This is a genomic window from Spirosoma lacussanchae (assembly GCF_005870035.1).
In the GTDB taxonomy this organism is placed as follows: Bacteria; Bacteroidota; Bacteroidia; order Cytophagales; family Spirosomataceae; genus Spirosoma; species Spirosoma lacussanchae.
In genome coordinates this window covers 73,558-86,877 of record NZ_SWJG01000012.1, presented here as the reverse complement: position 1 = coordinate 86,877, position 13,320 = coordinate 73,558, and the positions used below count along the sequence as shown (strand labels likewise).

10 protein-coding genes are annotated in these 13,320 nt (G+C 51.8%); 9 read left to right on the top strand and 1 reads right to left on the bottom strand.

Annotated features, from left to right (window positions below; genetic code table 11):
- Window positions 1–2 precede the first annotated feature (2 nt).
- From FBR45_RS24890 to FBR45_RS24870, 4 genes are all read left to right on the top strand, one after another.
- Complete coding sequence (locus FBR45_RS24890) at window positions 3–770, top strand: hypothetical protein (protein WP_138507188.1); 768 nt, start codon at window positions 3–5, stop codon at window positions 768–770.
- An 837-nt stretch (window positions 771–1,607) separates the two neighbouring features.
- The gene (locus FBR45_RS24880) at window positions 1,608–2,336 is read left to right on the top strand and encodes a helix-turn-helix domain-containing protein (protein WP_138507187.1); all 729 of its coding nucleotides are present in this window, start codon (window positions 1,608–1,610) and stop codon (window positions 2,334–2,336) included.
- 67 nt (window positions 2,337–2,403) lie between these two features.
- Window positions 2,404–3,396 carry a sterol desaturase family protein gene (locus tag FBR45_RS24875; protein ID WP_246082382.1) on the top strand — a complete coding sequence of 331 codons (993 nt, stop codon included), beginning with the start codon at window positions 2,404–2,406 and terminating at the stop codon, window positions 3,394–3,396.
- A 248-nt stretch (window positions 3,397–3,644) separates the two neighbouring features.
- The gene (locus FBR45_RS24870; protein ID WP_138507186.1) at window positions 3,645–3,824 is read left to right on the top strand and encodes a hypothetical protein; all 180 of its coding nucleotides are present in this window, start codon (window positions 3,645–3,647) and stop codon (window positions 3,822–3,824) included.
- Window positions 3,825–3,843: 19 nt separating this feature from the next.
- On the opposite strand, the gene FBR45_RS24865 is transcribed toward FBR45_RS24870, so the two are convergent.
- The gene (locus FBR45_RS24865; RefSeq protein ID WP_138507218.1) at window positions 3,844–6,018 is read right to left on the bottom strand and encodes a heavy metal translocating P-type ATPase; all 2,175 of its coding nucleotides are present in this window, start codon (window positions 6,016–6,018) and stop codon (window positions 3,844–3,846) included.
- 460 nt (window positions 6,019–6,478) lie between these two features.
- Here FBR45_RS24865 and FBR45_RS24860 point away from each other — a divergent pair, with 460 nt between their 5' ends.
- The 5 genes from FBR45_RS24860 (at window position 6,479) to FBR45_RS24840 (ending at window position 13,295) form a co-directional block, all read left to right on the top strand.
- On the top strand, window positions 6,479–7,075 hold the full coding sequence (locus tag FBR45_RS24860; RefSeq protein WP_171044959.1) for an AraC family transcriptional regulator: 597 nt from the start codon (window positions 6,479–6,481) through the stop codon (window positions 7,073–7,075).
- Window positions 7,076–7,166: 91 nt separating this feature from the next.
- Window positions 7,167–9,428 (top strand): heavy metal translocating P-type ATPase, encoded by a 2,262-nt coding sequence (locus tag FBR45_RS24855; protein WP_138507184.1) that lies wholly within the window; start codon window positions 7,167–7,169, stop codon window positions 9,426–9,428.
- Between the two features lie 12 nt (window positions 9,429–9,440).
- Window positions 9,441–9,671: a heavy-metal-associated domain-containing protein gene (locus FBR45_RS24850; protein WP_138507183.1), complete on the top strand. Its 231-nt coding sequence runs from the start codon at window positions 9,441–9,443 to the stop codon at window positions 9,669–9,671.
- 132 nt (window positions 9,672–9,803) lie between these two features.
- A complete protein-coding gene (locus tag FBR45_RS24845; RefSeq protein WP_138507182.1) occupies window positions 9,804–10,316 on the top strand; it encodes a DUF305 domain-containing protein in 513 nt (170 codons plus the stop codon).
- Between the two features lie 126 nt (window positions 10,317–10,442).
- The gene (locus tag FBR45_RS24840; RefSeq protein ID WP_138507181.1) at window positions 10,443–13,295 is read left to right on the top strand and encodes a multicopper oxidase domain-containing protein; all 2,853 of its coding nucleotides are present in this window, start codon (window positions 10,443–10,445) and stop codon (window positions 13,293–13,295) included.
- Window positions 13,296–13,320: the final 25 nt, after the last annotated feature.

Below are 13,320 nucleotides of genomic sequence, written 5' to 3'. Positions count from 1 at the left end.
TCATGCAAAGCGAACGAAAAATAATCAGGAGTTTACTAGTGCTACAACTTGCCTTATGGCTGGGATTTTTGGTCCATCGTTCACCGCGCTTTCCCGGTAGCCTGACGGGGGGATTGCTGGCCGTAACCGGAACTGTGTTAATGGTGCTGCCTCCGCTCGTTTACTCAGTCGCTAAACGAAGTGCTTACCTGAAGCCGTTGCTTACCCGTCATATACCGTTAGGAACGTTGCTCAGTTGGCATATCTATACCAGTATCATTGGGGCGATACTGGCTATACTGCATACAGGTCACCGCTTTGAAAGTACATTAGGTATCGTATTGACAGCCATGATGCTGCTCACAATCCTGAGCGGATTTATCGGACGGTACTTCTTAGGTTATGCATCTATGGAACTCCATGAAAAACAGACCCTACTTAATCAATTGGCTACTCAGTATAACCAGTTGGTCAGCGGGGGCGGTCAACAACCGGAATCTGATTTTCAGTACGCGGCCACTCACTCGTTGATGGGTCGTGTTTTAAACAGCGTATGGGGGACGACACCTGCCGTACTTTCCAGTGATACACCACTGGCGGTACGGGCCGTTCGGTTAACCGAATCCATCGCTGATGTGGAATACGCCATTCGAACGCATGACCTCCTGAAACGACGCGTGGCGCGTTGGCTGGTGTTGCATATTGTTACCTCCTGCGCGTTCTATGGACTGCTTTTTTTGCACATTTGGTCCTCCATCTATTTTGGTTTGCGATGGTTCAACGGCAATTAACGTACTGGGCTTTTGGAGTATCCCTGCTGGTTTTCGGCGGGTCGGTTTATTATACCCTTCAGTATCCGGAAGATAGCCCGGTTCAGTGGCAAAACCAGGTCATGCCGGGTCAACTATCACTGGCCCATGCTTCAATGAAGGACAATTGCGCATCTTGTCATACAGGCGTGAAAGGTGTTGATGAAACTAAATGCATTGGTTGCCACGCTGCGGATAAAGCGTTATTGGGCCGTCAGCCTACAGCTTTTCACGCCAATATCGGCAAATGTTCTGCCTGCCATATTGAACATCAGGGACCGAACGCTGATTTGCGAACCATGAATCATCAGGCACTGGCTCAGATAGGAGTTCGATTACTGCCCGAGCTAAGGTCGCGCTTAAAATTGACAGCCAACGCTGACCTTCCTACGGGCCACCCGCTCGTTTCCTCGCTCGAAGCGGAACTTAATTGTTCGGGTTGCCATAGCTCCAAAGACCCCCATTTTGGACTGTTCGGAACGGATTGTGCGACCTGTCATGCTACTACTCAATGGACTATACCGGCATTTCAGCACCCCTCTGTTCGCTCTACGGATTGCGCTCAGTGTCATCAGGCTCCGCCCAGCCATTACATGGGTCATTTTGAGATGGTATCTAAGAAAGTTGCTTCGCAAGGTAGTATACAGACTGGCGGTTGCTGCGAGGGAGTTCAGGTTAACCAGTGCTACGTCTGCCACCAGACTACTGCCTGGAATGATATAAAAGGAGTGGGCTTCTACAAACACCATTAAAAGATACGTTGAAACAGATTTAAAGTAAGCCCATGCAAGCGTATGCCTTCATATATAGCACAACAATGTGAATAAAACTCCATTACTATACTTGCACAACGGCTTTGCTTTCTACCGAGGAAATTTACGTTCGGTCAGCCAGCATCATCACCACGCCGTTGAAATGGTTATCAGTGAAGGACCCTGTGAGTTCTGGAATGGCTCTGAGCGGCTGCACCGGGGGCGGGTTGCGCTATTGGGAGCCGATGTTCCACACAGATTCGTTGGCAATGGCTGGCAATGGTTTGTTTATGTGGAGCCGGAGAGCCGCTTAGGGTGGAACCTGGCCCAATGCCTTAATGGACAACCCGTGTTGAGTCTGTCGGATGAACTTGTGGCTGATTTACCCGTTGCCGAAGCCGCGACAACCGGAGAATTGACCCTCCTTTTTGGTCGGTTGATCCGTCGGCTGATGCCGGATGTTGTACCAGCTTTGGCCGTTAACGTCGATGAGCGAATTGACTCGGTGCTGGACTACGTAAAAACTCACATTGATGATCCGTTGCCACTTGGGCAACTGACGGAGATTGCGTGCCTGTCGGAGGGACGATTGATGCACCTGTTTAAAGAACAGGTTGGTATTCCCATTCGGAAGTACATTCTTTGGAGTCGACTACAAGTCAGCGTAAAGCACGTATTGCAGGGACAAAATTTAACCGGGGCTGCCCACAGTGGGGGCTTTGCCGATTCAGCCCACTTTAGTCGCACCTTTTCCGAGATGTTCGGCATCCGCCCCTCCGACGTACTGCTAAAATAGCCGGTTTATTCAAGTCTGCCCGTGGCGGAATGGTGAGCTTTGTAGCGGTCATTTATCAAATACAAGCATGAACAAACGCATCACGCTACTCCGCTACCTACTCTATCCGGTTATCTGGGCAGGCTCCTTCCTGCTGATTGTCTCGCTGCTGGCGGCTGGTGTCAATACCTATCTGGCTACGCTGTCCGTCATTGCCGGAGCCGCCGTTGTGGTGTTGCTGCTGGAACGGGCATTACCCTACGAAACCGACTGGTTACGCACTAAACACGGCGACTTGAATCTCGATACGGTTCACTACGTAGTCAATTATGGCATAAAAGTGGTGGCCCAATTGATGATTCTCTGGCTGGGGCAGTCGCTAATTTTGTGGGCTATTTTTCCAACCTACTGGCCGTTATGGGCGCAAGTGCTGCTCGCCCTAACCCTCATCGACTTCTTTCTGTTCGCCGTTCACGCGCTCAGTCACCGTTACGAGTGGCTGTGGAAGCTGCACGCCATTCACCACAGTTCCGAACGGCTTTACTGGCTTAACGGCGACAAACGACATCCGATTCATCAGGTGCTGGAAGGGTTGCCGGGTATCACCCTGTGTGTGCTGATCGGGGCACCTATGTCGGTCATCGCGGGAGCGCTGGCCGCGCTTACCGTCAACATGATGCTGCAACACGCCAACATTGACTACCGGGCCGGTTGGCTGAAACACCTGTTCAGCGTGGCCGAACTGCACCGCTGGCATCACCGGGCCGACTACAAAGACGCTCAGGTCAACTACGGGGCCTGGCTGGTTATCTGGGATAAGCTCTTCGGCACGTATTACGACGCACCAAGCCAGGCTGAACAGATCGGGCAGATCGGCATCGCTGAAGAACCTGATTTCCCAAGTACCTACGCGGGGCAGCTTCGATACCCTTTTCGTCCTGGTACTAAACAAGTGAATTCACTGCTTTTGGCCATTGGGCTAAGCTTCTCTTTTCTGTCGTTTCAAACTCCTGAAGATAGGTACGGAAATCAAATTCAATCCGCTTGTTATTGTATGCCGCATCCCCATGTACTTGAATAGCCTCTTTGACCAATTCCTGCGCCTGATCCGGCGGTTGACACGCCCACATACCAAACAGTAATAACAGCGGGCTTAACGGATGAAGATGTCTAAACATGGTTAATAGAGAAGAGATTTGACGTGCTGTCTGGGGCTATACAGTACGCCGTTAAACGCCTGAACTTCCGAATTTTACAACTTCTTCGACACAATCTTACAAGGTAGTCATTGGCGAAACCTCGTAGATTTGACTAAAAATTCTGACTGGTATGAACGAGCTACTCACGGCTTCCGATGATGTTTTTGATGCACGAATCGCAGAAATGCTTGCTCGGGATGACCATCCGGTTTATGATACCAAAACGGACACCGCCCACTGGAAAAAACTATGTCTCCGTCTGGAAATACGTGCGTCAGGTCTCATGGATTATCTCCGCAGTGATAACTAAACCCAAATGGCGATAACGGCTACGGGTTGCTACTACGCAGACTCCGCTTCAGTAATTGCGCGTTCAGAGCTACGATGACCGTGCTGGCACTCATCAGCACGGCCCCAATAGCCGGACTAAGTACGAAATTAGGGTACAGCACCCCAGCCGCCAGGGGAATAGCGACAACGTTGTAGCCAGTTGCCCAGAAAAGGTTCTGAATCATCTTGCGGTACGTAGCCTTACCAAACTCGACTAAGTTGGTGATGTCGGTGGGGCGGCTGTTCACTAAGATAATGTCAGCGGTTTCGGCGGCCACGTCGGTGCCGGAACCAACAGCAATACCTACGTTGGCCTGCGCCAGGGCCGGCGCATCGTTTACCCCGTCGCCGGTCATCGCCACAAACTGTCCTTGCTTTTGTAAGTCTTTAACCACGTTCACTTTTTGGTCGGGCAATACTTCGGCATAAACACCATCCAGGCCAAGTTCTTTAGCCACCGCATCGGCTACTTTCTGATTGTCGCCCGTCGCCATATACACCTTAATACCTGATTGTTGCAACCGCTGTACGGCCTCTTTTGAGTCTTCCCGGATTTTGTCGGCCAGGGCTACATACCCGGCTAATTGGTCGTTAATCAACACAAATACGACTGTTTCGACTCCACTGGCAAAGGCATCGTGGGGTTGTTCAATGCCTTTTTCTTTCAGGTAGCCCGGACTCACCACCACCACCCGCTGACCATCTACCGTTGCTGACACGCCCTTGCCGGTGATGGATTGAAAGTTAGTGATGGTCGGCATCGTAAGGTTTCGTTTCTTGGCTTCGCGAACGATGCCCTGGGCAATGGGATGCTGTGACTGCTGTTCCAGAGCCGCCACCCTACCCAGAAAACTGGCTTCGTCATCCGGCTTCAGCAACTGAATCCGTGTTACACCAAACTCGCCTTCGGTGAGCGTACCCGTTTTGTCGAATACCATCACCGTAATTTTGCGGGCTTCCTCAAACGCCGTGCGGTTGCGAATCAGCAGGCCCTTCTGCGCCGAAATAGCCGTTGAAATAGCAACAACCAGCGGAATAGCAACCCCCAGTGCGTGCGGACAGGCCGTGACCATAACCGTGACCATCCGCTCAACGGCAAACGAGACTTCTTTACCACCTACCAGCCAAACGACCAATGTGATAAGCCCGACGGACAGTGAAAGTAACGTCAGCCAGCCAGCCGCCCGGTCAGCCAGCGTTTGGGTCTGTGATTTAGTGTTTTGGGCCTCCTCCACCATTCGCACCACTTTGTTGAGGTAGCTGTCTTCGCCTTTATGCGTAACCTTAATTTTTAGCGAACCCTCGCCATTCACGGCCCCGGCAATCACCCTATCGCGTTGCTTTTTCTCAACGGGCACGCTTTCGCCCGTCAGCATACTTTCATTCACGGCACTGTTTCCCTCGACCACCTCGCCATCCGTCGGAATGCGTTCGCCGGGCCGAATCAGTACCAGATCACCTTCAGTAAGCGTGTCAACCTTAACGTCAGTTAGTTGATCGCCATCGACTTTGTGGGCCTCGGCGGGCAACATTTGCACGATCAGTTCAAGCGAACGCGAGGCCCCGGCAACCGATTTCATCTCCAAGTAATGACCCAGGAGCATAATATCAATCAGGGTTGCCAGTTCCCAGAAAAAATCCATACCCTGAAGCCAGCCGAACGACACCGCTACGCTGTAGGCATAGGCCGCCGTAATCGCAACGGCCACCAAGGTCATCATGCCCGGTCTAGGGGAACCTGATTGCCGGATACGTAGCTCATCGATCATGCCGGTCAGAAATGGCCAGCCACCATAGACGTAAATGACGGAGGCCAGTACGACGACGAGGGGTTCCCGATACGGAAAATCGAGGTGGTAACCGACCAGGTCCTGAAACATCATGGACAACGCGACCACGGGCACCGACAGAACTAAACAAATCCAGAAGCGACGCAGAAAATCGGCGATCATCGCCCCGTGGTCATGGCCACCATGCCCCATCTTGCTGTGATCCATGCCTTTGTAGTTCATTTGGCTGTGGTCCATCTTACTGTGGTCCATCCGGCTATGATCCATTACTCCCTGATTCATACCCGTGTTATCCTGATGATTGGCCGGGTGGCCTCCCCCCTCGTGTCCGTCGTGATCCGTGTGTTGCCGGGGCTGCTTTCCGGCAGACGATTTCCCCGGCATGGGCGGCTGGGGGGCAGCTTCGTGATGATGTTGATGTGCCGGTTGCTTTATTTCCATCAGGTGGAATTGGCCGACTGTATCGACCACGGTTTGTAGCTCCCCAATAGATGGGTGTTCTTCTACGGTGATAGCGACCTCGGCAGACTCAACGGTCACGGTAGCGGCCAGTATAGCCGGGTGTCTCAGCAAGGCCTGTTGAACTTGATTAGCTTGCTCCGGCGTCGATAGGCCGTGAATCATATACCGATGCTGATGTTTCATGGTTCTGACAAATAATGCTTCCAAAGAACCCTAAAAAATCTACTGTGGTTTAGCGAATAGCTTATTGTGAGCTACTTCCAAAAATTCTGTAAGATTTACCGGACAATCTTGCAAGTAAAGCCGGGCAGGACGAGATAGCTTTGTTCGGTTAAGAATTGTTCACACTATTAAATCCGTTGTCAACAAATTGTGCATGAGCATGGCAGGTCAACAGTCCACTATCCACGAAGCACCCCTTGCCATCCGGGGAATGGTATGTACCCGCTGCATTCAGGTTGTGCGGCAGGATTTGGAACGGCTGGGGTTTACGGTGTCGGAGGTGCGATTAGGACACGTTCGGCTACAGGGTCGTCTGTCGCCGGTGCAGATCGAACTAATCCGAAAGACCTTAGAAAAGGAAGGTTTTTCGTTGCTGACCGATGCGAAGGTTACGCTTGTTCACCGCATGAAAGCCCTGATCGAGCAGACCTTGGATCAGCATGATTCAGGCGAACCAAGAGGGCGGTTATCGGAGTTGATCGCCAATGAATTCCATGCCAATTATGATGCGCTGAGTGCCTTGTTTTCGTCCAGCGAAGGCCAGACACTCGAACGGTACGTGATTGAACGGCGATTGGATAAAGTAAAAGAATTGCTGGTCTATACCGATTTGCCACTCACTGACATCGCCTATCAGACCGGATTCAGTAGCGTCTCGCATTTATCCAACCAGTTCAAACGGCTGACGGGTCTTTCGCCAAGCTACTTCCGAACGATCCGACAGGAAAAACAGGCTATTCAACAGCATACAGCCTGAACAATATTACAAGCATAGCAGGCAATTGTGTAACGAATTCGGCGGCTGCACCAACGACCTTTGCCCTATAAAATCAGTCATTTTAATTCGGATGAATACAGCAAGTTCCACGTTAGAAAAACCCGTAAGGGTCTCTGGAGCCATTGTCCGTCAGAGCTTTCCGGTGCTGGAGATGACCTGTGCGGCCTGCGCCGTCAGTGTCGAGTCGATGCTCAACAATACGCCTGGCGTAGCCAAAGCAGTGGTCAACTACGCCACTCAGTCAGTGGCCGTTGAGTATAATCCTAAAGCCATTACTCCGGCGGGAATGCAGCAGGCGGTGCAGTCGATTGGCTACGATCTGGTGGTCGATGTTGAAGACCCACAGCAGGTGCAGCAGGAAGCCCAGCAGCGGCATTATGAGGCTGTGAAGCAGCGCACGATCTGGGCCGGTATCTTATCGATTCCGGTGGTCATCATCGGTATGTTTTTCATGGATATGCCGTTTGGCAACTATATCATGATGGCCCTGTCGGCTCCGGTGGTGTTCTGGCTGGGTCGTTCGTATTTCATTAACGCCTGGAAACAGGCGCGGCATGGCAAAGCCAACATGGATACCCTGGTGGCTTTATCAACCGGGATTGCGTTTCTGTTCAGTGCCTTCAACACGTTGAATCCTGATTTCTGGCATCGGCGGGGTTTGCACCCACACGTGTATTTTGAAGCGGCTGCGGTTGTGATTGCGTTTATCTCGCTGGGTAAATTGCTCGAAGAACGGGCCAAGTCGAATACATCATCGGCCCTGAAGAAATTAATGGGTCTTCAGCCCAAAACCGTCCGCGTCATCGAGGATGAGGCCGAACGGGAGGTGCCCATTGCTGCGGTTAAGGTTGGGCAGTTGATTGTCGTGCGACCCGGTGAGAAAATCCCCGTCGATGGTACAGTTACAGCGGGAAGTTCGTATGTGGACGAAAGCATGATTTCGGGCGAGCCGGTTCCCGTTGAGAAAAAGGCGGGCGAAACGGTTTTTGCGGGTACGATTAATCAAAAAGGTTCGTTTCGATTCCGGGCCGATAAGGTCGGCGGTGAAACGATCCTCGCGCAGATCATCCGCATGGTGCAGGAAGCGCAGGGCAGCAAAGCCCCCGTGCAGAAGTTGGTGGACAAGATCGCCGGTATTTTTGTGCCGGTTGTCATCGGTATCGCCCTGTTGACCTTTGCAGCCTGGATTATATTCGGCGGGGAAAACGCCTTTACCCACGCCCTGCTGACCTCCGTAACGGTGTTGGTCATTGCCTGTCCGTGTGCGTTGGGGCTGGCTACACCCACCGCCATTATGGTCGGTGTGGGCAAGGGGGCCGATAATAATATTCTCATCAAAGACGCGGAGAGTCTGGAACTTGGCTATAAAGTAAACGCCGTCATTCTGGACAAGACCGGCACGATTACCGAAGGAAAACCAACCGTTACCGAGTTGGCCTGGCAGGTGAGCGATACCGAAGCCAACAGCCTCTCTGCGGTGTTATATGCGCTTGAAGCCCAGTCAGAGCACCCATTAGCCGAAGCAGTGGTCGAACGGTTAAAACAGAGCCGCGTCAAGGGAGTCACGCTGGACAGTTTTGAAAGTTTGACCGGGCAGGGTGTCCGGGGGCGGTGGGAATCCAGCGAGTACGCGGTTGGAAATGCCCGCTTGGTAGCCAAGCGGGGAATTCTGATCGGGCCGACCGTTAAGCAGTTGGCTACCCGCTGGCAGGACGAAGCAAAAACAGTCGTTTATTTTATCGACGATACGCGAATTTTGGCCGTGCTGGCGATAGCCGACCCCGTCAAGCAAACCTCGCGCGAAGCCATCCACACTCTCCGTAAACGAGGCATTGCCGTGTATATGATGACGGGCGATAACCAACAGACGGCTCAAGCTGTTGCGAAGGCAGTAGGGGTAAGCGATTACCGGGCCGAAGCCCTGCCTGCTGACAAGGCTCAGTTTGTGAAAGAGCTTCAGGCTCAGGGTAAGGTAGTAGCCATGATTGGTGACGGCATCAACGACTCGCAGGCTCTGGCGCAGGCCGACGTAAGTATTGCCATGGGGCGCGGTTCAGATATTGCGATGGACGTAGCGAAAATGACGCTGATCACGTCCGATCTCAACAGTGTTCCCAAAGCGTTGCAACTCTCGAAGAAGACGGTGCAGGCCATCCGGCAAAACCTGTTCTGGGCGTTTATTTACAACCTAATCGGTATTCCCATTGCCGCCGGATTATTATATCCTGTTAATGGTTTCTTATTGAATCCAATGATTGCCGGGGCTGCGATGGCCCTCAGTTCGGTGTCGGTTGTGAGCAACAGTTTACGGTTACGCTCGGCAAAACTCTAAAACTCAACCACTATGGAAACCTTGAATTTCAAAACAAACATCAAATGCAGCGGCTGCGTGACGGCTGTTACGCCCTTTCTAAACGGTATCCCAAGCATTGCTCACGTCGACGGGTGGAATGTGGATACCGCCAGTCCAGATAAAATTCTGACCGTTCAGACAACGGACAACCGGATTGGTGAAGAAATTCAGCAAGCGGTGCAGCAGGCAGGGTACCGGGCCGAACCGATTGAACGGCCATGACGACGCGGTGCAGCCCGCGCCGACTGTCCTGATTACCAAAAGTTTTGTAAAGAGAATGCCCGAATCTTACAAGCCGCCTTGCTATCCGGTAAGGCGGTATAATGGTTGTAGTAGTACGCAACAAATCAACGTATGGAAACGCACAAACAACATTCCGGTCCTGCCCCGTCTATGCATCAGGGCCATTCAATGCTCAATCAGAACCATTATGGCAAGTTAGCCATCATGGCTGTTCTGTCGTTCATCTCCATGTATATCCTCATGTACTCGATGGTGGATCGGTTGGCGAACGTGATTCCGAACGTGAATCAGTTGTATATGGCGGGGCTGATGACCATGCCGATGCTCATTATCGAGGTGCTGCTGATGTCGTCCATGTACGATAATAAACAGCGGAACGCGCTGATCATTGCAGTTAGTGGCATCGCGTTGGTCGGTTTTTTTGCGCTTATTCGCTACCAGACAGCCGTTGGCGACAAAGAGTTTGCCAAATCTATGATTCCGCACCATGCCGCTGCCATACTGATGGCTAAGGAAGCCAAACTGAGCGATCCTGACTTGCAAAAATTGCAACAGGACATCATTACCGCGCAGAAGAAAGAGATCAAACTGATGAAGGACAAAATTGCGGAACTGAATCGGTAAATCGCGGCTCTTCCGGGCAGTAGCCAAAAGTTTCGCAAGAATAGGGTTTAATCTTACAAGCAGCTCCTCTAACCAGGGGGGCCGCCTTTTTTGTTATTGCCTAACACATACATCGTGTTCTTCACAATGAAAAACAGTTTTTTTCTGATAGTCAACCTGTTACTGGTTGTAAGCTATAGTTTCGGGCAACACCAGCAACACACGATGCCCGCTACAAATGCGGCTGCTCCTCAGCGCAACGACCCTGACAAATCAAGTTTTCCGGTGGTCAAAACAACCCTGCCCGTGACGCGCCCCCAGGCTCTGGCGAAAACGAAGCTGACCGGAAAAAAGGTAACTTACGATCTGGTCATTGATGAGCAAACAGTGAACCTGACGGGCAAGCCTAAAAAAGCAATGACCATCAACGGTGGGATTCCCGGACCCACGATGCGGTTCACGGAGGGCGACGTTGCTGTCATCCGGGTCCACAATAAATTAAAAACAGAAACCTCCCTGCACTGGCACGGTATCCTGCTTCCCAATAAACAGGACGGGGTATCATACCTGAACACACCCCCGATTCATGCGGGCGACACCTACACCTTTGAGTACCCATTGGTGCAGTCGGGGACGTATTGGTTTCACTCCCACACCCGCTATCAGGAGCAGGTTGGGGTGTATGGCTCTATTGTTATTCAGCCCCAGAAGCCAACGATCAAAGCTGATCATGACCTGGTGCTTTTACTGTCGGATTGGACCAATGAGAATCCGGCTTACATTCTCAAAAATCTGAAACGACGTAACGAGTGGTACTCAATAAAAAAGGGGAACATGCAATCACTTAACCGCATTATTCAGCACAAAGCCGTCGGAGCTTACCTCCGTCAGTCGATGATGAAAATGGCCCCGATGGACATTTCAGACGTTTATTACGAGCGTTTTCTAATCAACGGCAAAGACACGGTTCGCTACCCGGAAATTAAAGCCGGGCAGACAGTACGGCTGCGGGTGATTAACGCCAGCGCATCCACCTATTTCCACGTCAACTACGGAGGTGGTCCCATGAAACTTATTGCGGCTGATGGTCTGGATGTCCAGCCGGTGGACGTTGACCGGCGGCTGATTGCCATCGCCGAGACCTACGATTTTCTGATTACCGTTCCGCAGGGTGGAGCGTTTGAAGTACGAGCCAGTGCCCAGGACGGGTCGGGCTACGCAACTGCGCTGCTGGGTACCGGCCCAGCCCGTTATGCCCCAACCGTCCCACGGCCTGACTTGTACAAGCTCACGGCCAATATGAGCCGGATGGGGGGAATGAGCATGGGTACGATGAATATGGGCAAAGCCGACACAACTGAACAGGCCAATACGGATATGAACGGCCCTATGATGCACGACATGGCCGGGATGAATCATCAGTCGAATCCGCAACCCGTAAATCCATCGAAACCAGCTACTAAAGCTCCGGCTATGGAAAACATGGACCATAGTCAGATGCCGATGGGAGGGGCTAAACTAAAGAAGCCAACGCCTGACAAACCGAAAAAGCAGGATTCAATGGCTGGTATGGACCATAGCAAAATGGACATGGGTGCAAAGCCCCCGGTGAAGAAGCCGGTCTCAGCAAAAAAGACCACTAAGCCAGCAAAATCAGTTGGTTCAATGGCTGGCATGGACCATAGCAAGATGGACATGTCGGGCATGAACACGACCAAAGACGGCAAGATGGACATGACCGGCATGAATCACGGTCAGATGAATGATGCATCCATGCCGGGCATGGATCACAGTAAGATGGCAATGAATATGGATTCGGTATCCGTCAGGAAAACAGAAAGCAAGAAGCCGGATGACATGGCTGGGATGGATCACAGTCGAATGAATATGGCCGAACCCGCGCCGACGGACCGGTCGGGCCGTAGCAAAGCCGGTACTATGGCCGGAATGCAGGGAATGGATTATGGAGGAATGGCCGGTATGAGCATGATGGACGAACAGAACACTATTGACTACAGTATCCTTAAGTCTCCCGAACCGATTGAGTTTCCGGCAAATCGTCCCATTCGGGAAATACCATTGACGCTTTCAGGGAATATGTTTCGCTACATCTGGGGTTTCAACGGCCAACCGCTCTCGCGGGCCGACATGATAGAGATTCGGCGGGGTGAGATTGTACGGATGCGACTTATGAATAATACGATGATGATGCACCCCATTCACCTGCACGGTCATTACTTCCGGGTGCTCAACGGACAGGGGCAGTATTCACCGCTCAAACATACGGTGAACGTATCGCCGATGGAGAGTGTCACGATTGAGTTTATGGCTGATGATGATAAAGACTGGTTTTTCCACTGCCACCTACTCTATCACATGCTCAGTGGCATGGCCCGTGTAGTCAGCTATGGCGATAAACCTGACTCATCCATTGCCAGCATTCAAAAATTGCACTTGCGCGATATGCGTGACAACCAACCCTTTGTCTGGGGCTTCCTCCAGCCCGGTTATCCGATAAATTATGGTAGCCTGAATGTCTCCAACAACAAAAATGCGATAGTAGCCGGGGGAGATCATGACTGGCGAACCAACCGGTTTGAGTTCGATCTGGATTATGAACGCTATTTCGGTGACTGGTTCCGGGTATTTGCCGGCGTTGATGGTGGTAATGAGGAGTTTCTGCGCCGGATTCGGCCCGAAGATGGGGTTGCTACTGATCGGCGTATCATCCGGGCTGTGGCGGGTGTTCGGTATATGCTACCTTTCCTGATTCAGTCTGAGGTTAAATTCGACACGCGCGGTAACGTCCGTTTCCAGGTAAATGGGCAGCAGAGTTTGTTTCCCCGTTTGGATTTCCAGTACCAGGCGCAATGGCTGGTAGGCAGCTATGTGCGGGCGCACGTCGAGTTCCAATACACCGTGTCAAAAAACCTGTTCCTGCACAGTGATTATGACACCCGATACAAGACGTTTGCAGGCGGGCTTGGGTATAATTTCTAATCCGGGGAAGGCAAAAGGAGCAACC

Coding starts and splice junctions, on each gene's coding strand:
- FBR45_RS24845 (WP_138507182.1), top strand. CDS start 9,804: ATGGAAACGCACAAACAACATTCCGGTCCTGCCCCGTCTATGCATCAG.
- FBR45_RS24855 (WP_138507184.1), top strand. CDS start 7,167: ATGAATACAGCAAGTTCCACGTTAGAAAAACCCGTAAGGGTCTCTGGA.
- FBR45_RS24860 (WP_171044959.1), top strand. CDS start 6,479: ATGGCAGGTCAACAGTCCACTATCCACGAAGCACCCCTTGCCATCCGG.
- FBR45_RS24875 (WP_246082382.1), top strand. CDS start 2,404: ATGAACAAACGCATCACGCTACTCCGCTACCTACTCTATCCGGTTATC.
- FBR45_RS24850 (WP_138507183.1), top strand. CDS start 9,441: ATGGAAACCTTGAATTTCAAAACAAACATCAAATGCAGCGGCTGCGTG.
- FBR45_RS24870 (WP_138507186.1), top strand. CDS start 3,645: ATGAACGAGCTACTCACGGCTTCCGATGATGTTTTTGATGCACGAATC.
- FBR45_RS24890 (WP_138507188.1), top strand. CDS start 3: ATGCAAAGCGAACGAAAAATAATCAGGAGTTTACTAGTGCTACAACTT.
- FBR45_RS24840 (WP_138507181.1), top strand. CDS start 10,443: ATGAAAAACAGTTTTTTTCTGATAGTCAACCTGTTACTGGTTGTAAGC.
- FBR45_RS24865 (WP_138507218.1), bottom strand. CDS start 6,018: ATGCCGGGGAAATCGTCTGCCGGAAAGCAGCCCCGGCAACACACGGAT.